General features: G+C 45.2%; 12 protein-coding genes and 2 pseudogenes. 5 read left to right on the top strand and 9 right to left on the bottom strand.

What is annotated here, in order from left to right; translation table 11 throughout:
- Positions 1-53: 53 nt before the first annotated feature.
- Complete coding sequence (locus tag HMPREF1536_RS00590; protein ID WP_011203041.1) at positions 54-254, bottom strand: hypothetical protein; 201 nt, start codon at positions 252-254, stop codon at positions 54-56.
- Positions 255-726: 472 nt separating this feature from the next.
- Here HMPREF1536_RS00590 and HMPREF1536_RS00585 point away from each other — a divergent pair, with 472 nt between their 5' ends.
- Entirely contained in the window at positions 727-948 is a 222-nt protein-coding gene (locus HMPREF1536_RS00585; protein WP_011203040.1) for a DUF7688 family protein, read from the top strand.
- A 12-nt stretch (positions 949-960) separates the two neighbouring features.
- A complete protein-coding gene (locus tag HMPREF1536_RS00580; protein ID WP_004308671.1) occupies positions 961-1,533 on the top strand; it encodes a hypothetical protein in 573 nt (190 codons plus the stop codon).
- 139 nt (positions 1,534-1,672) lie between these two features.
- On the opposite strand, the gene HMPREF1536_RS28370 is transcribed toward HMPREF1536_RS00580, so the two are convergent.
- From HMPREF1536_RS28370 to HMPREF1536_RS00570, 3 genes are read right to left on the bottom strand one after another with little or no spacing between them, the layout of a single operon-like run.
- Positions 1,673-2,026, bottom strand: coding sequence for a hypothetical protein (locus HMPREF1536_RS28370; protein WP_011203039.1), 354 nt, complete (start codon positions 2,024-2,026; stop codon positions 1,673-1,675).
- Positions 2,027-2,045: 19 nt separating this feature from the next.
- Positions 2,046-2,531, bottom strand: coding sequence for a hypothetical protein (locus HMPREF1536_RS00575; RefSeq protein ID WP_011203038.1), 486 nt, complete (start codon positions 2,529-2,531; stop codon positions 2,046-2,048).
- Positions 2,532-2,536: 5 nt separating this feature from the next.
- A complete protein-coding gene (locus HMPREF1536_RS00570) occupies positions 2,537-3,094 on the bottom strand; it encodes a Panacea domain-containing protein (protein WP_004308669.1) in 558 nt (185 codons plus the stop codon).
- 538 nt (positions 3,095-3,632) lie between these two features.
- Here HMPREF1536_RS00570 and HMPREF1536_RS00565 point away from each other — a divergent pair.
- The 3 genes and pseudogenes from HMPREF1536_RS00565 to HMPREF1536_RS00555 form a co-directional block, all read left to right on the top strand.
- Positions 3,633-7,649 (top strand): annotated as a pseudogene (locus HMPREF1536_RS00565) (N-6 DNA methylase); the annotation flags it as partial.
- Between the two features lie 677 nt (positions 7,650-8,326).
- Complete coding sequence (gene ltrA / locus HMPREF1536_RS00560; protein ID WP_028730512.1) at positions 8,327-9,994, top strand: group II intron reverse transcriptase/maturase; 1,668 nt, start codon at positions 8,327-8,329, stop codon at positions 9,992-9,994.
- A gap of 103 nt (positions 9,995-10,097) precedes the next feature.
- Positions 10,098-11,075: pseudogene (locus tag HMPREF1536_RS00555) on the top strand (DNA methylase); the annotation flags it as partial.
- Between the two features lie 241 nt (positions 11,076-11,316).
- Here the strand turns inward: HMPREF1536_RS00555 and HMPREF1536_RS00550 are convergent.
- From HMPREF1536_RS00550 to HMPREF1536_RS00530, 5 genes are all read right to left on the bottom strand, one after another.
- Complete coding sequence (locus tag HMPREF1536_RS00550; RefSeq protein ID WP_011203036.1) at positions 11,317-13,206, bottom strand: P-loop NTPase fold protein; 1,890 nt, start codon at positions 13,204-13,206, stop codon at positions 11,317-11,319.
- Between the two features lie 222 nt (positions 13,207-13,428).
- A complete protein-coding gene (gene tssD, locus HMPREF1536_RS00545) occupies positions 13,429-13,818 on the bottom strand; it encodes a type VI secretion system tube protein TssD (RefSeq protein WP_011203034.1) in 390 nt (129 codons plus the stop codon).
- A gap of 331 nt (positions 13,819-14,149) precedes the next feature.
- Positions 14,150-15,634 carry an FRG domain-containing protein gene (locus HMPREF1536_RS00540; RefSeq protein WP_028730510.1) on the bottom strand — a complete coding sequence of 495 codons (1,485 nt, stop codon included), beginning with the start codon at positions 15,632-15,634 and terminating at the stop codon, positions 14,150-14,152.
- Between the two features lie 85 nt (positions 15,635-15,719).
- The gene (locus HMPREF1536_RS00535; RefSeq protein WP_011203032.1) at positions 15,720-16,310 is read right to left on the bottom strand and encodes a hypothetical protein; all 591 of its coding nucleotides are present in this window, start codon (positions 16,308-16,310) and stop codon (positions 15,720-15,722) included.
- Positions 16,307-20,008, bottom strand: a 3,702-nt coding sequence (locus tag HMPREF1536_RS00530; protein ID WP_046151774.1) for a DUF6531 domain-containing protein, incomplete at its 5' end; no start/stop codon positions are given. The genes HMPREF1536_RS00535 and HMPREF1536_RS00530, both read right to left, overlap by 4 nt.

Here is a 20,008-nt window from a genome sequence, read left to right as displayed (position 1 = left end):
TACAGTATGAATATTTTGCTATACATCTTGTCTTTTTGATAAGTGTCAGTTTTCTATTCCAAGACGTTCAGTGAACGTATAATATGTATATCAATCTCCGCCTGTTTCCAAGCCGAGTATGAATCTTCCATGTCACGACAATGACCGTACCCGAAAGTACCGTCTGCTGTCTTCATTTTGACAAAGATAACGAAAAATTGGCGGATAAGCAAACAAAAAACATTGTTTTTCAGGTTGCCTGTTCCGAACTGCATTCTGCCTTATCAAAAAGACTTACTCATTCCCCATGATTTAATACAGTCGTCATTCTGCAATTATCAAGAGATGGGCCAATCCACCCGATTCCACCTCCCTTTATAGTTCACCTTCCTCCGATTATAGTACGGGCAATTCGTTCCGATTGTCCGTTACCCTGTTTTAACACCCCTGTTTTACAGTTTTATTCATCCCTTTCTATTTGATTGTCATTTATTATCGTTTTGCTGCTGCCGTGCGACCTCTCGTGGACTTATTTTCCCGCAAAGGTAATAGGCTGCTCCAATCTTGCTAATGCCGGCGTTCCGCCGCGAGTGAGCCGCAAAAATCTTCCTCTCCGTCTGTCAAGCGTATTTTTCCGCATCAGCCTTGTCAGATTGTTTCCGCCACCTTTTGGAGGCAGAAAAATAAATCCCAAAGGTCGCAAACAGGTTGAACAAAGGGAAATAGTAACAATAAAAAAATAACATTATGAAAACAGAGATTAGGCAGAATGGCAAAGTGATACTATCGAGTACAGACGATATATCCATTCCGATGATTTTCAAAAACTTATGTGGTAAGAACTTTTCTGGAAACGACTATCAAAACTATCTCAGAACAGCTTGTCAGGATATTGGTGTTACTACGGGGGCGATTGAGTATTATGCCGACAACGTTTTGATTGAGAAAGCAACTATTCCTGAATTTTAAAAACTATATACAATGAAAAGGAAAGAGAAAGCAGCAGTAGATGAATTTGTTGCCCTTGTAGGAGGCAAGACATGGGAACCTGTACGCCATAAATGTATGGGTAAATGGAGTGGTATGACCGATTACGGTTTTGTCATAGACGGACGGATAACGCTCTTTGTTTCCAATAGTATGGCATACTTTAAGAAACGGATTCGTGAGTGGATTAAGTCGATACATACCTTTGAAGCGAAGAAAGATTGCTATCTCCGCTTGCTACGTGAACAAATTGAAAAGGACAACGACAAGGCAAAGGACGAAAAGTTAAATCCTGTCAGACTCATAGACATCGGTATCTTATCCCCCGAAAGCAATAGCCCGTTTGATTTTTTTGCCCCTTATGTGTTAGTCGAAATAAACGGCAGGCGGTTCAAGCATCAAACAGCGGAGTTAAGTTGCGCTATTATGGTGGATAGTTTGGCAGGATACCTTGAAGAATGCAACTGCAAGGATATATACACGGCAAGGGCAGTGCGTACACCTGACTACATTTTTTGCGGTGTGCGGTTTGACTCCCGTGATAATATGTATAAGATTGGAAAGTAGAGATTAATGATGTCTGAAGAAGTTATTACTTACAACGATAACTCCAGTCGTTTTATAGGACGGCATCAGCATTTGACCTACTAAATACATAAGTTCCCAATTTACGATTGGAAACTTATGTATTTTTCTGTATGGAAAACTAATCAAATAATCGCTGACTTATCATCCAGTCATTAAGCACGTCCAGATCTACACGATTTGTAAGATTCACATTTTTACTCAAACAACCGATTTTCTCACCTCTTAAATAAATAACTGGTGGGGTTAATGTATTCGGATTGTATGGACTTAACGATGAACTGGGACTTCCATATATGGAATACCGATTCTTGAAAGATATACTTGAAAAGTGACTACCGTATATATTCTCGTTGTTGGATATGGAATCAGGAGTAGATGTGTTCAACGACAATCTGCCTAAATACAAACCGTCATTTGCCAATAGAAACGATTCTTTCCTTGAAATTCTGGTATCTAAACCTATTCTATCCATTCCCTATGATTTAACGCCATTATTTAATAATGCCATAACGTCTTTTAGTTGCATTATCGAACACCTCTGTCTCTCTTAGAAACTGCATTACCCGTTCCCTGTCTTCGGAAATCAGGCAACCTTTCAGTTTACCGTTCTTTTCCGTGATTTTTAATTTTGAAAGTTCGAATATATCGGAACAATCCAGCCAACTGTCATAGTCCAGAATATCACGATAGTTCCGAACCATCAAAGAATATTGGCAGTCCAGTAGCTCTTCCGACCTCTTGGAAGAATCTATTTCCGAATTTATCAGTAAAGCACCGATAGCGACACCTTCCGGAGTAAAGCCGATAATAACAATATATTTATTGCGGTCTTTATATCCGTCTTTTAGTATCAGTCCGTCCTCTTCGTCCAAGGGGACATAAATAATGTCACCAATTTTGACTGATGACATATCTACTTGCTCAGCTTTGGCCATTATAGCTTTCAGCTTTTCCAATGCACCGGTTTTGTCGTCCATTTGATTTAAGATAAAGCGTTCTTGACAATCTGCTTTTCTCGGATATAATCTACCATGTCCTTGGTAGCTTTTCCTGCCCGGGCTATATCTATAATGGTAATGAAGTTTTTTTGAGGATCATCCTGAATGCGTGTCATCGCTTCTTCCCATGCCGAGTCATGCGACAAATCGGACAAGTCATAAGGGTCTGTATCCTTATATTTAGCGATAGCAGCGTCAAGACAACGTTTGTTGGCACCTGATATATAGTCCATATCGGGTACGGCAGAAGTATATACCTTCTTGTCACGAACCTCTATGTCTGAAAGGAACTCGTCAAAATTCCCATCCAAGGGTTTGCCTTCTGCAATTTGCAGTGCCTTGTAGGTATAGGCTGGCACCGGGCCATGCTTCAATGCTCTGAAAGAGTCTTCGACAATCACTTTGCCATATTTGACAAGATGGTCCTGTTGGGCAAAATAAAGTATTTTAAATAACTTTATATAGTCCACTCCTTGAGTGAAACTCTGCATGATGTAGAGTACCACTGCTCTTATTTTAGCAATCTGTATAGCTGTTTTCATTTCAAAAAAATCTATGCGATTACAAAGATACAACTAATTTGCTGAATAATACGCTCATGATACAAAAAAAATAGTCCGTTGCATTTTTTTACGACATTTAATATAGTCGTCATTCTGAGAGTAATAGTCTGCAATTATCAAGAGATGGGCCAATCCACCCGATTCCACCTCCCTTTATAGTTCACCTTCCTCCGATTATAGTACGGGCAATCCGTTCCGATTGTCCGTTACCCTGTTTTAACACCCCTGTTTTACAGTTTTATTCATCCCTTTCTATTTGATTGTCATTTATTATCGTTTTGCTGCTGCCGTGCGACCTCTCGTGGACTTATTTTCCCGCAAAGGTAATAGGCTGCTCCAATCTTGCCAATGCCGGCGTTCCGCTGCGAGTGAGCCGTAAAAATCTTCCTCTCCGTCTGTCGAGCGTATTTTTCCGCATCAGCCTTGTCAGATTGTTTCCGCCACCTTTTGGAGGCAGAAAATAAATCCCAAAGGTCGCAAACAGGCCGAAAAAAGGGAAAAAAAGAAAGGTTAAATTATGAGTTACAACAAATTGAAATCATTGGTAGCGAACGTGGAAGCCATAGAAACGGCAATGAAAATCCAAGTTCAAGGCAGGCAGGCCACTGCGGAAGAAAAAGAAATTTTATCCCGATATTCTGGTTTCGGGGGTATCAAAGAAGTGTTGAATATAGGTACGGACAAGCCCATAGGTGGTGATATGCAAGAACCGATACAAAGATTGCAGGAGTTAATCAATGCTTACCCTCATTTCACAGAACCCATGCGACACAATGTCATAGAGGGTATCAAAGCATCTGTACTGACAGCATTTTACACTCCTAAATTCCTTGTTGATGCAGTGGTGCGGCAGATACACGCCACGTTCAGCGAAAACGGCCTCAAAATGCGTTCATTTCTCGAACCGAGTGCAGGTATAGGCGGTTTTCTGCCCATAGCCATGTCCGGCACGTATGACTATGCCATTGAGAAAGATCTCATTTCGGGGATGATACTTTCCCTGCTCCATGAGAACACGCTAACACGGACGGCTGCATTTGAAACCATTGGAGAACAAGGTTTTGAGCATACAACTTTCGATGTCATAGCCTCCAACATCCCGTTTGGCAATTTCCGGGTATTCGATGCGGAGCTGTGGAAGAAAGGCGGTATGTACGAACAGGCCACCAAGACCATACACAACTACTTTTTTGTCAAAGCGATGGAGTTGTTGAATGAGGGTGGATTATTGGCTTTCATCACATCGAGGGGCATAGCCGACACGCCCGGTAACAAGTTCGTGCGTGAATATCTTGTAAATCATGCAGACCTGATAAGTGCAATCCGTCTGCCCGATATGCTTTTCATGCAGACAAGCGGTATAGAGGTAGGCAGTGACCTGCTGATATTCCAAAAGCACACGCACAAGACGGTACTCTCACAACGGGAACAACTGTTTTTACAAGTAGGCAGGGAAAAGGCGGACGCCATAGGCACAATGACCGAATACGCCAACAAATTGTTTACCATGCCGAAAACTACCCTTGCAACAGGTAGCCGCATTGTACAGAACCAATACGGAAAATATGTGCGCAAATACCAATGGCAGGGAAATGAAAATGCCATGTCGCAATATCTCGCCGCACTGCTGAAACTCGACTTTGGTCGATATTTCCGCAAAAGTCTTTTCACAGGGAACGGACAGGGCAGCGAACATATGCAAATGTCCCTTTTCGGGAATGTAGCGATGAAACAAGTAGAAAAAGGTAAACGAGCCTACACGGATGGGGTGGAAGCATGGATGAAAGACGGCGCAATGGTACTGTTTGAGGGCCAGGTGGGTACTATCCAATATCGAAAATCAAGTCTTTATCAAGAGGTAGCCATTGATTTTGTGCCGGTGGACGAGGGTAAGGTCAATACAGATAGGGCGAAAGATTATTTTCCTATACGCAAAGCATACTTTGAACTGTCAATCAAAGAAAGGGAAGAACAAAAAGAGGATAACGGATTGCGTAGAGAGCTGAACGCCCGATACGATGCCTTTGTTGCCAAATGGGGCTGTTTCCACGAGAACGACAACAAGGAGTTTATCATGCTTGACAGCCTCGGTGTGGAAGTCTTTACAATAGAAATGCAGCTTGGAAAAGATTTAGTCAAGTCCGACATCATGCGTGAACCTGTGGCGTTCAAGAAGATAGACCCGAACAAACGGCTGACACCGATTGAAGCGTTGGCAAGCAGCTTGAATTTCTACGGCAAGGTTGATATGGACTACCTGATGCAGTCCACGGACAGTGCCGAGGAAGAAATCATCGGCGACCTCAAAGGTGAAATATTTTACAATCCCGCTATCGGGGAGTGGGAGCATAAAGGCAAGTTCCTTTCAGGCAATGTCATAGCCAAATGCAAGGAGATAGGTTCTTACTTGTCCGAACTCACGGACAGGGAAAAAGATTGGACGGAAACTGCTGTAAGGGCTTTGGCGGATGCGACACCCGAAGCGATACCCTACGAGGAACTCGATATTAACATGGGCGAGCGTTGGATTGACACAAAGTTATACGCCGATTTTGCAACTGAACTTTTCAAGGTAGAGACAAGTGTAATGTATTTCGATGTGAACGACACCTACATGGTACGTCTGCAAAGTTACTCTCCGGTGGCTTACAACACCTATTTCGTCCGCAACTATAACGGTGAGGATTTGTTTGTTCATGCCCTGCATGATACTGTACCCGAAATTACGAAAAAGATATACCGCAATGGTGATAAGGTGCGTGTGCCGGACGAGGAAGCCATACAAGAGGCAGCCACCAAGATACAGGAGATTAGAGACCGTTTCAACTGCTGGCTTGACAGGCAGCCGATAGAGGTTCGGGACGAGCTGGTAAGGGTATATAACGAGCGTTTCAACTGCTATGTTAGGCCGCACTATGACGGTTCGGCACAAACCTTTCCGCAGCTCTCTTTCGGGCAATTTCCATACGATAGCCTCTATCCCTCACAGAAAGATGCTATCTGGATGATTAAGCAGAACGGAGGCGGTATCTGTTGGCATGAGGTAGGCACAGGCAAGACGATGATAATGTGTGTTACCGCTTACGAAATGAAACGTCTCGGACTGGTACACAAGCCGCTTATTATCGGACTGAAAGCGAATGTGCACGAAATTGCTGATACGTTCCGCAAGGCATACCCTACGGCCAAAGTTCTCTATCCGGGCAAGGAAGATTTTACCCTTGCCAACAGGCAAGAGGTCTTTTCAAAAATCAAGAACAACAACTGGGACTGCATCATACTGACCCACGACCAGTTCGCCAAGATACCGCAGTCAGAAGAGACCATGATAGATATATTCACGGAAGAGCTTGCCGATGTGGAACGTAACCTTGAATTTTTGGAGCAGTCCACCATGCGTTACCGTAGCGGAAAGATGCAGGAGGGATTAGAAAAGCGCAAACAGAACCTTGGGGCTAAATTACAAGAACTGCGTATGAAAATCAATAATCGGAAAGACGATGCTGTGGACTTCCACACAATGGGAATAGACCATATTTTTGTAGATGAGTGCCATATTTTCAAGAACTTAATGTTTCAGACACGCCATAACCGTGTGGCAGGTATCGGCAACACCAAAGGCTCTCAAAGGGCAATGAACCTCTTGTTCGCCATTCGTGACATCCAACTTCGTACAGGTCGTGACCTTGGGGCTACGTTTCTGTCGGGTACGGTGGTCGTGAACGCCCTTACCGAACTATATGTGATGTTCAAGTATTTGCGTCCGCAGGAGCTTCAACGGCAACGGATTAGCTGTTTCGATGCGTGGGCAGCCATATTCACAAAGAAAACGGCAGATTATGAGTTGAATGTGACAGGCTCGGTGAAGCGCAAAGAGCGTTTCCGTACTTACATCAAAGTACCGGAGCTGGCAATGTTCCTGCGTGAGATTACGGATTACTGTACAGCCGACATGATAAATCTTGACGTGCCTGAGAAGAACGTGCGTTTCCTCTCTTATCCCCCGACAATCGAGCAGGAGGAAATGATAGGACGCTTGATTTCTTTTGCCGGTAGCGGCCAGTGGAAGGACTTGGGACTTGACGTTCCGCAACCCGACAATCTCGATAAGGCAAAAATGCTGGTTGCGACCAATGTAGCCCGAAAAATGGCTCTTGATATGCGCTTGTTGGGTTGCAAGTTCAAGGATGATGCCGATAACAAGGCTTCTATCTGTGCGAGGACAATCTATGACTACTATATACGCTCGAATGACAATCGGGGTACACAGTTCGTGTTCAGCGATCTTGGTACATACAAACCGAACGAATGGAACATATATGCCGACATCAAAGAAAAGTTGGTACAACTCGGTATTCCTGCTGATGAAATACAGTTTATCCAATGCGCCACTACCGAGAGGGCAAGAAAAAAGCTGTTTGAAGAAATGAACAACGGCAAGGTGCGAGTTCTTTTTGGAAGTACGACCATGTTAGGCACAGGTGTGAACGCCCAGCAAAGGGCTGTGGCAGTGCATCACCTTGAAATACCTTGGGTGCGACATGAAGTCGCATAGATAATTGTTGGAATGATACTTACGGGTATCAGTTTTAACCCGCTGTTCCGTCAGCGGTAGCCTACCGACCGGTGCACCTTAATGTTGTATTAAGCGGACGGGACAAAGTACACTTTCGCAAGACAAGACAGAACCGTGAGGGGAAGTCAAGTACGGTTAGTATCATACCGTAGAGTGGCGAGGCTGGATAGTATGGTTAGCGCAAGCGAACTGTTAGTAAACTTCGTAATGTCACGAAAGAGTGTAAGATACTGGCACACTCTACCCAAAAGGGAAGCGGTCGGTTAATCCTCTCCATGGTAGGATTACACGGATATAAGCACCGCCGGAGGATGAGACAGAACCTAACCTATCCGTTAGTTATCTATGTGGAACATGGTAAGCCTGTATATCTCCTGTCATGTAAAAATGGCAGGTAAGCTGACAGCAATGAAAGCCGAATGGTGTGCAGGTATAAGATAACAGAAAAAGCGAATGCCGTTCTGTAATGGAGCGGATACGGATTGAACCGACATCACGGGCTGATGTGGGCGACATCATCCGACACGAAAGTGGGCAGACTTCTGTGACGACATTAGGTAGGCAATCAAACCGAATGTTGTCAAATGGTGATTCTTTACAATTAACTTTTAGAACTTTCAAAAGGAGGAAAGCAAATGAACGAAAACAAGACATCGTGTGCGCCTGCTGACAATCAGCAAACACTTTGGGACAGAATAGACTGGACTAAAGCGGAGTTGGCTGTCAGAAAGCTACAAGCACGAATTGTAAAGGCTCAGAAGGAAGGCAGATACAACAAGGTGAAAGCCTTGCAGTGGACGCTGACCCACTCTTTTTACGCAAAAGCCTTAGCCGTAAAGAGAGTTACTTCTAACGGAGGTGGCAACACCCCCGGAGTGGACATGGAAACATGGGAGAAACCCGAAGCAAAAACACAAGCGATAAGCGAACTCAAACGCAGAGGCTACCAGCCGAAGCCATTGAGAAGAGTCCACATCAAAAAGAGTAATGGCAAACTGCGACCGTTGGGAATACCGACAATGAAAGACAGAGCCATGCAAGCACTCTACCTTATGGCATTAGAACCAGTGTCGGAAACAACAGCCGACTCACGTTCATACGGTTTCCGCAAGGAACGCCGCTGTATGGACGCGGTAATGCAATGCCATAACATTCTCCGAAAAGGCTATTCTCCCGAATGGATTCTGGAGGGTGACATAAAGGGGTGCTTCGACCATATCAGCCATGAATGGCTGCTTGCCAACATCCCTATGGACAAGGCAATACTCCGAAAATGGTTGAAATGCGGCTATATCTTCAACAAACAGATGTTCCCGACAGAGGAGGGAACGCCACAAGGTGGCATTATCTCTCCCACGCTTGCCAATATGACATTGGACGGATTGCAGAAAGTCCTTGCAGAGAAATATAAACGAGTTAGAATCAAAGGTAAGTTATATTCGCCAATGGTGAATCTTGTCCGTTACGCTGATGACTTTATAATTACCTGCGAGAACCGTGAAACACTTGAAAAGGAAATCAAGCCATTGGTAGCCGACTTTATGTCTGAAAGAGGTCTGACCTTATCAGAAGAAAAGACGGTGATAACCAATATCCGTGACGGTTTCGATTTTCTCGGTTTCAACATCCGCAAATTCGGCAATGAAATATTGACCAAGCCGACCAAGAAAGCCGAAAAACGCTTTATGGAGAATATCCGTAAGGTGACAAAAGGTCATAAGGGTTGCAAGCAGGAATCATTAATCAGGATGTTGAATGCTAAAATCCGAGGATGGGGAGCATATTATCAGCATGGGGCGACACGTGATTCTTTTCACAGAATTGACCATCAGATATTTCTCGCCTTGTGGCAATGGGCTAAACGCCGTCATTCCAAGAAAGGGAAACGGTGGATAAAAGACCGTTATTGGCACAATATCCGAGGGAACAGCTGGACTTTTGCGGCTAAGTTCAAGAAATCAAACGGCAAAGAAGACCAACTTACCTTGTTGAAACTGGCATCTTCGTTTCCTTTCCTGCAATATACGCAGATAAAGGGGGACATGAATCCGTTTGACGCAGACTGCCGCCTGTACTTCAATAAAAGAATGAAGTCAAAGATGCTTGTGACACTGAAAGGACGTAAGTCCCTGCTTTACCTATGGGAAAAGCAAGGTCGGAAATGTCCGATATGTGGTGAACCGATTGACACGCATAAGGCATGGAACGTAATGCCAACCGTCCAAGACGGACGGAAATGTAATCTGTTGGTTCATGATGAATGTTTCAAATTATCCCGTAAAACCAATGGAAACAAGAAGTAGTATGAGCCGGTCTCTGCACACGAACAGAGACTTAGAAAAGCTTGAGCCGTATGAGGGGAAACCCTCATGTACGGTTCTGAGGGGGGAAGAGGGCAGTAATGCCCTTGACCTACCCGATCGACCTGCTGACATGGAGCAACGAAACGGCAGGGCGGTACGCAAAGGCAACACTGTAAAGCTGTGGGGTGGCAATGTGGTAGATATTGTAATTTACGGCACGGAAAAGACCCTTGACGCCTACAAGTTCAATCTGTTGAGAAACAAGCAGATGTTTATCAATCAAATTAACAACGGCACAATCGCCGTGCGTCGTATTGACGAGGGAGGCATGGATGAGGACAGCGGTATGAACTTCGCCGAGTTCGTGGCTATTCTGTCAGGCAATAACGACTTGCTGAACAAGACGAAGCTCGACAACAAGATTATGCAGCTTGAAAAGGAACAGGCTATTTTCAAGAAAGAACGCATCCGTGCCGAGCGTAAAATAGCTGCCGGTCAGGGAGAAATCGAAAAGGCAAAGCGTACTGAGGCCGATTTCAAGAGGGATTTGGAATACATCAACTCGTATAATGGGGCAAAGGCAACCCTGCTTTTGAACTTGCCGCAAGCCAGTACCGAGGAAGTTGGCCGGGAGTTGCACCGTATCGCCAAGACCTACCGCAACGGAGCGTATGGTACAGTTGGCACGTATGCAGGGCTAAACTTGTTGGTGCATAGCGAGTATAATATGGACGGTACGTTTGACCGCAATACATTCTTTGTAGAGGGTATAAGTGGATTGAAATACCGATGCGGTCTGAGCGGTGCGCTGCCGCTTGGTTTTGTTGAGTCGGCACAATATCCGCATGGAGCATTAAGCAAATTGCCCTCTCTTATCGAGAAGCAACAAAAGGCGGTAGAGCGGATAGAAAGCGAAATTCCCACATTGCAGGACATCATTTGCCGTCAGTGGAGCAAAGCCGATGAACTGTCAAGGCTCAAACAGGAATGTAAGGAACTCCAGCACAGGATTGATGAAAGCCTGAAAGAGGCCGAACAACCGCAGGCTGCCAAACACGAAGCTATTGCCGAAGCTGCTTGACATAATCATAATTCAACCGTTCCCTCTGCATGGTCGCGATGACTGGGCAGAGGGATTTTTTTGCGCTCCGGTCTGCCGACGGCTCTACTCTTTTATGGCATCCTTTCTCCCTTTATAACCTCCCGATTCCCCGCCACCACCCATTCTCATTTATAGCTATTAATATCTTCTGTTTTTAGTCAAATAGAGATAATATTCTTTCATCGCATATCCGTTTTTTGCGATACGCCATTTTTAGCTTCTACATTGGTGGCAATGTATCACTTTTGCCTTCACACCTCCTAATAGCTTCAATCAAGGCATCTTTTAATCTTATGAAGGCAAGTTTATCCACTCCTTTTGATATACTGATTTCATTACCGACCAAATCTTTCAACTTGAGTAAACAAGGAACATCTGCCTTATATCTGTCTCCCACATCTTGTAAATCATAGTCAAAATTATAATGATAAGCAAGAAATTGCGTAAAAGTATTTCTGCTTTTATTGCTTAGTTTGCAGATAGCATCAAAAAGAGCATTGGCATCTTCATATGCAAATATAGCACGAAGTTCGTATGTACAACTTTTATCTGGATAAGGCAATCTGTCTATGATTATAAGTTGTTCTACTGTTCCTTCAGTCAAATTACGCAGTGCTTTTTGCATTTGATCCGGCAACTCATTTATCTTTGATTTCATCTTCTGCAAGAAATAGTCCACAATATCATCCGTTATGGAGGTCTTGGAATCTGTGGTTACATAATTACATCCACTAATAAAAAGCCCTCTTAGCTGATAAAGTTCCTCTAAACTGGTTTGACTATTAATTATTTCTGCTATTCTTACTTTTATTAAAGAGACATAAGCCTGTATAAAATAGAAAATGCCAATAGCATGAAAATATGATAGATACGCAATACTATAACCAAGTTGATAAGCGTCTTTTATCTCTCTATCCAATATGGATTTTATAGTGTCCTGACAAATACTTTCAAGTTTTTGCTGCTCCATATCGAAAAAGCCGGATAACATTTCCCAAGGTTTCAATTCTTTTTGCTTATCCCTTATCTCCGTAACAATAAATTCTACAAGTGGAGCACCTGTAATAATATAGTGTATAATAGCCGTAACATACTCCGGATTTAAGACATCATAAATTAGCTCTTTGTTTAAAGAGTGATATTTTTCCCTTAGATGCTGTATCCTTTGCTTATCCTCATTATTATCTTGGAGTAGAGAAATCCGACAATCTCTACTCCAATTACAAATTACCTCTTTATTCTCACTATTATTATACTCTGCATACACTGCAATAAATGACCCAAGAATATTTTTAAGAAAGATATTATCCTTTTCAACCAGATCGGGAGGAAGTTTGTTTAAGTGGCTTTTAAAATCATATAAACATTGTCTCAAAACCCGTAAGTTGTCGGATTTTGTACACTTAAAACAGGCAATAATGAAATCACGCATTTCTTTCAAATAATCGGATACCGGTACTTCGCCAAGGAAGTATTCGATGGCTTCTTCTATGTCAGGTTGTATTTCAAATTCCTTGCCTATGGTCTTTTCCTTAAACTCATCCAATACAGCCTTGGGAAGTTTTTCAAGGTGGTTCTCATCTCCAATTACGACAACATGACAATTACAATGCTCTACAAAATAGTTGATAAAGCCTAACAATTCCTTCATCTCTATCAGGCACCTTTCGATGTCATCGAATATCAGAAACTTTACACCTTTTATACTGTCGTCTTTCACTTGTAGTAACGACAACGAATCCAGTGTTGCGGAAAAGGAACCATCCTCTTTAGAGTCTTCATTAAAATCCATACTTGTCTTGAAGACTACCTTACCGGCTAATTTCAAAACTCCCTTTATGAAACGCCCCGTTTTCGAATAGAAGAAAGGATTTAATTCCCTATCTATAGCTGTCTTGATGTCATTCACGCTATCCATTCCATAGGTCGAAATATAAATGGGCTTTAGCGTAATTTCCTCGTCGGTATCTGCGGTTCCATCAAACCTCTTCTTCCATTCTTTTATAAGATGAGTTTTGCCACATCCCCATTTTCCTTTCAGCATCACGGCATACTGAGGATTAGTATTATCAGCATAGCTGTTTAAAAAATCAAGAATCAAAGTATTCATACCTTTGTTATTAACATAATTCTATTTTAACTCCATTGGAAAACAAAAATGTAGCAATAAGAACATTAAATATTGAAATAGTAAACGACGCTGCAAATCCATTATCACCACATCCACAATGAACAAAGTTAGTGATATTTCTTAATACAATAATATCCAAACAACTAAATTTCATGTTTCTTCTTTGAAAGATCCAATAAAGGCTTGCAGGAATCGTCAGTCTTACCATTGATTGCTTAAACATGCGTCTCCTATCATAATAATATCCGCAGAAAATGTGATGGTGGAATACATTTGGCGTTTCCTGTCAACATTGTAAACCTCTTTGTAATATACGATATACGCATATTTGAACTCCACGACACGAAAGATTGAATTATCCTTAGTGTTGTAATAAATCACCTTGCCGCTTATCGCTTTGAAAGGACTGTTTACCATTGCTTCAAGAATAGTAGTTTCTCTGGTAGATTCAACGGTTATGGTAATACGTCCGCCAATAACATTTGTCACTGGCCTTCCTTTATTATCTGTCTTGCGGTTAAATTCAATATGTGATGAAATCACTTCTATATCCTTCCCTTGCAAGCACACGGTTGCCTTTAATTCTGCCATGCTGATCTTATTATTTATTATAAAACCAAGACATTTCGCCTTGGTTAAAGCAGTCAGACCGCTTTCAAGACAAGAAAGAGGATATCATATTTCGCAAATATAGAATTTTCCTTTGAACATAACAAACAATCAATTAAATTTATTAACCAGCAAAATAGAAGAAACTCTATTTACAGGCTATCCTCCCTTCTAAGTATTATTTATACAAAGTAGAGAAATGCCTGCAAGTTCAAGATGTACCACAAGATTAAGACTTGATGTAATTTTTTCAAGTTGAGAGCCGAGCTATCCGCGTAATAGCTCGGCTTGTTTTTTAAAATGAGGGAAAAGATTATTTAGACAGATGGTATTTGTCCTTTATATGCTCGGCCACGTGTTCGACTTCTGGGAACAACGTTGATTTATCTATGCCGAGGGCTTCAAGCTGCTTCCTGATCTTCTGCTTCTGCGCTTTATTGATGATGTACATTTTGTATCTGAAGTTAAGCTGTGCAGGCTTGCTTTTATTGCCATTGATACCATAAAGGAAAAATGCCCCGGACTGCCGGATTATGCGAGGATTGTCAAACATAGGTTTCACGCAAAAGACTCTCTCGATATCCTTTGAGTCAATCACATTCTGAAAATGAGGTTTCTCGTACTTAATTTCATGCAGAAGATATTGGATTTCCTCTTCGGAGTTGAACTCCTTCCTATCCAGTTCTCTCAAATCTTCGATACTGAAATCTATTGGGCGTTTGGCGATATTAGAAACGACACTGACAGCATCGCTATCAAAATATTTAATATCTGACATTTGAACTTCGAATCGGAACAGTTTTCCGTCAACGGCATCATTCTCGCACGCAAAATACAGAGCTACCAAAGGATTTGTAGTAATATCCAAGAGGCGTGTCGGCAAGGAGTAATGCTGCATCTTGACCAACTTCTCAAAGGTAGATGTACACCCTTTGAAATCAGCTGGACTTTGAGCGATAATATCTCTGAAAATTCTATTTTCATTCTGGATTAAGAATTTCTCTCGATAGATGGAGGGAATCAATCCAAAACTCTTATCTGACTGTCCTCGATAAAAGATATGGTAATCCATATCGTCCTCTAATTCATCTTCAAGTTTCTCGAATAGAGTCCGGATGCTACCAATACTTGATGAATCACTCTCCGGTGTATAATTATATGCCTCGTATGAAATCTCCCACGGACGTTTCCCAAGAGTCTTGACTATTTTTTCTGACAACTCATTATATGATGCAAAACTATCATAAGTGTAGCCCAGTTTTTTACTTCTTAGATACGATGAAGTGTTGGAGTCCAAAGGAACATATCTTTCCGGATTAGCGTAGAACAGAACAATGCTGAGTTTTCCCTTTCCGACACTTTTAATGTTCAATGCAGTTTGAAAAAGTCGTTCATCTACTTTCCCTCCTTTTACTTGTCCGAACAATTCCCATAATACATTTATATCATTGTTGCCCCTGATTGTCTTCCATGGGAATAGATGTACTTTCATGGGATGTGTTGTCGGGATGCCTGATACATCTGTTGGTTCTGGACAACTAAAATTTAGCTTACGCCTTAAATCCTGTAGGATTTCTACTCTTCTTTCATCGGAGTGAAACTTGTTGAGATACGAAAAGAATGTAAATGGGTCGATCTCTTCCAAAACAATCTCTTTGCCTCCTTCTGAACCATCACGAAAACCGGAAATGCCGATTTCTTTTAGCGTAGATATAAGTTCCGGTTGGCTATTCTGTTTTCCAAGTAGCCAGTCGGATAGTTCTTTGTAGAGAGGTATCCATGTAAATTTAGAAGCTATGTTCATCTTGAAAAGGAATAGGCTTATTCGTTTGGTATTTACGATCTCTTGACTATTATTGGTATGTTATTGTTAAATAAATTAATTAAATCGTTTTTAGTTTTTCAAATAAAATAAAATGATGAGATTCGGGAAGGGATAATAAATACTCTTTTAATATGTCGTTGACTATTGAATAGCATCTCCCATACGGACTCCAGTTCTTTAAAAAGAAGCCATCTATTTCTTGGGGAATTAGAGAGCTATTTAATACTAAATCCTTATATATAGGATAGTTATCATTTTTTGAACAATCCCAATTAATACAATCAATAATATTATTAAAAATCAACGCTTTATATTTAACCGTGAAGTCCCCAATTATATCTACATCATACACTTCTCCCCCGTTAATATTAATATTAGGGAAGGAATTGTATATATCTTCCCTAATCATACATATCTCATTAATTCTTGCATAAGGAGGAAAATACGTATTTACAAAATCTGTTTCAGAATTAGACAAAATACCTTTGCCTTTGATTAATGCTTTTATAAATATATGGTTATTTACATTGTCAACAATGTCGTTTAAAGAAGAAGTACCGTTAGAATCTAATAGTATATCCTCAGAAAAAGTTACAAATTTTTTCCATAATTTGTTAGACGAATTTGTGTATAGAAAATAATAATTCATATTCGTTTCTTTTTAGTTATAGTATCATTCATTTTAGTACCTGGAGTTACACATTCAATTTTCATTTTTGCTAATTCTTCTCTAAAACCTTCTTCACCACCAATTTCTCCTGCCTGTTTTAATCTATCATATATCTCGCTGTGAAATCCTTCTTCACTATGTGGTCCTTTGTGTCCTGGCACATATACTTTATTAAGTGGATCATTTAAAACATCTTTTCGTTCATTGCCATTTTTAAATTTACCTAAACCATATTTACGGAATAATTCTCTAAATTTATCAGACCACTCTTCATTTTTATTAGTGCATATATGATGAACGTGCAATCCAAACACATCAATCCAAGTATTCGGATCATCTACATATCCATATAATGTTGGATTTCCCCCTGCGAGCCCGATAGAATCTTGCGATATGTATGCACCTGTCTTAGGGTCGTAGTAGCGGAAGCGATTATAGGCCAGCCCGGTCTCAGGGTCGTAGTACTGCCCCTGGAACAGGAACGGTATCATACCCCTGTTGCCTGTTTCCTCAATGACGTTGCCGTCCATGTCGAGCACGCGGCTCCACACCTCGTTGCCGTCGGCATCGTATGCCTCCGTCGGGGTTCCCAGCTGGTCTGTCAGTATCGAGTATGCCTTGCCGCCCCTTATCATCGCCGACGGCACGAACGAGTCCTCGTCGAAGAGCCACACGGTCATGTCACGGCGTTCCGGAGCCGTGTTCCACCTGTCCTCCATGACGGAGTACTCCCTGCGCTCCTTCCACTGGTGCAGCGGCACGTTGCCGTTCCACACCCACCGCGTCACCGTCGTGCCGAAGCTCTTGGAGAGCCTGCGCCCGAGCGCGTCGTATGTGAACTCCACCTCCCTCTTGTCGGGCCGCACCACCTTTGCCAGAGAGCCGTCGGCGTTCCACCGGTATCTCCAGCGGTCCTTCTTGCCGTCAAGCCACCTTCCCGTGCCGAGGTAGCGTTCCGTCAGGTTCCCGTCCGCGTCGTACTCGCAGTGCCATTCGCCGTCCTGCTCCAGCCGCCCGCCACCGAGGTAGCGGCGCAACTTCATGTCCGGGTCGGGATACAGGTTTCCCGTCTGGTCGCTCTTCCTCCACTGCTCCCTGCCGTCGGGATATTCCGCCCTTTCGAGCTGCCCCGTCGGGGTATAGGAGTAGCGGGTCTCGCCACGCCTGCTGTCCTCCACGGACAACAGCCTGTCGGCGACGCCCCAGCGGTAGCGGCGCATATGCCGTGTGCGCGAGTCCTTGCGTGTGCGGGCATCCACCAGACGGCCTATGTCATCATAGGCGAACGAGCGGACAATGCCTCCCGGAAGGATGCGTTCCACCTCGAAGCCCAGCGTGTCGTGGCGGTGTGCCGATTCCCACGAGCCCGCGCCGTCGGCGTCGCTGCCGCCGGTGGCAGTGAACCCCTCAAGCTCCCCGTAGCCGTTGCGGGTGTAGCGCAGCGAGGCCCCCGCCGTGCTGTCGAGCGTGAGTATCCTGCCGGTATGGTCGTAGGTGCGGAGTATGGTGTTGCCGTCGGCCGTTTCCCGTGTCGGAAGTCCCAGGGAGTTGTATGCGAACTCCACCGTGCTTTCCCCCCTCGATGCCTGCACCAGCCTGCCGGACAGCCCGTAGGCGTAGGTCTGGTCGGGGTCGCCGGCCGTGGGGTATGAGACGCGCGTCACGCGCGAGCAGGCGTCATAGCCGTATTCCCTTTCCGTTCCCGACGGCAGCGTCTCCCTGACGACGCGTCCGCCCCTGTCACGCAGGTAATGACGGACGGCCCCGTCGAAGCCTTTCTCGGCGGTGACGTTTCCCACAGCGTCGAGGGTGAACTCGTAGCTCTGGAGCCTCTCGTTTGTCACACGGCGCAGGCGTTCCTCCCGGTCATAGCGGAAGTTCACCACGCCCCGGTGGTCGCGGCGCCTTGTCAGCTTCCACATGCCGGAGTAGCCGTACTCCACGTGCTGGACGTTGTCACGGTATTCGGTGAGGTTGTCTATCCCGTCGTAGGACAGGCGTATGTCGTTGCCGTCGAAGTCGAGCACGCGCACCACGCGGCCCACAGGGTCGTATTCCCTTTTCTGCACCGCACCCTTGGGGTTGGTGACGCTCACGCACCTGCCCAGCAGGTCGTAGCCGTACAGCGAGGTGTTCCCCCGGCTGTCGGAGGCTTCCGTGAGGTTATGGAAACGGTCATAGGCGAGCCTCGTTGCCACGCCGTAGGGGTCTTTCACCGATGCCACCGCACCGTTGCGGTAGGTCATCCTCGTGACGGCACCTTCGGGGTTGGTGCGGCTCACCAGATTGCCGGAGCGGTCATAGCCGAACTCCCACGTGCCGCCGTCCGGCGTGGTAACGGATACGGGACGGTTGCGCAGGTTCCCCTTGGCAGGGTACACGGCGGACACGCTGCCGCCGCACGGGTCGGAGCTGTCGGTGCAGTTCCCCCAGCGGTCATATTTGTACAGGGTACTGTTACCGAGCGGGTCCGTCTGTGCGAGTAGCCGGCGACTGTCGTCGTAACGCCACAGGTGTTCCCCGCCGTTGGCATCGACCTTCTTCCACACAAGGCCGCCGCGGTGGTGGTACACCGTCAGCTCCCCGTGGCTGTCGAGCACCTCGGTCACTCCCTCCCGGAACGTGAGCCTGTGGTCGTATATGCCGCCGTCGCCCCACGTGTGCACGCAGCGCGAACCCACGCCCGTACCGTCGTACTCGAAGTACCACGCAAGGCCGTTGCGCCATGTCTCCTTCACGATGAGCCTTCCGGCATATTCGTATGTCATCACGTCGCCCGCCGCGTTGCGCTGGAGGGTCATGTTGCCGTCGGCGTCGTACTCGTAGGAGGCGAGGGTAATTTCTTTCTCCGGATCTTCCGGATGCGGGCCGCATATTTCAAGGATGCGTCCGCTTCTCGTGTCGTGCTCCACCCTCAGGCGGCGGCCCGCGCTGTCGGTGATGGAGCGCAGCAGGCCCTCTTTCGTGTAGTCGAAGCGGATGCCCAGGCCGTTGCAGTCGGTCACGCTCTCAAGCAGGCGCACGGAATCGTACTCCTTGCGCGTGAAGCGGTAGTAGAGGTCCTCGGCCATGTCCCACACGCAGTAGCCGCCGTCCTGTTCCAGACGGGCTTCCTTGCGCTCGGAGAGGATGAACGAGGGTTCCTCCGATGTAGGCAGGGGGAAGGCCACCGGGATGCCGTCACTCATGCGGAGCGTCAGCGTGCCCTCTTCCGTGTCCGCGACGACGCCCATGTCGTAGGCGTGGTGCCACCCGTTGCCCAGAGGCCCCCGGTAGTCGCTGCGGCTGTACCACGTGCGCTCCCATGACAGGGGCACCGGGCCGTCGAGCCAGAAGTCCTCCTCGTCGGTGAAGAACGTGCCGCTGGCCACGTCCACCGGGTGGCCCGTGACCGTACAGATGGCCTTGTGGAGCATGTTCTTCAGGGATTTGCTCTTTATATTGTCGTTGACCTTGCTGTGCAGCCTGTCCGCCAGCTTCCTGGTCTTTTTCTTGTAGAAACGCCCGAACGCCCCCGTGCACTTGCGGGCGAGTGCCGCCATGGGGTTGAGGGGGACGGGAACCGGGCTGGTGAGTATCTGTCTGGCGGGAGGTATCGGGTTGATGACACCCGTGGGCAGGAACATGCCCGGAACCTTGTGCACGCTCGGTATGCCCACGTCGTTGCAGTCAAGGTG

Source organism: Parabacteroides gordonii MS-1 = DSM 23371 (assembly GCF_000969825.1).
GTDB lineage: Bacteria > Bacteroidota > Bacteroidia > Bacteroidales > Tannerellaceae > Parabacteroides > Parabacteroides gordonii.
This window is presented reverse-complemented; position numbering and strand designations above follow the sequence as displayed.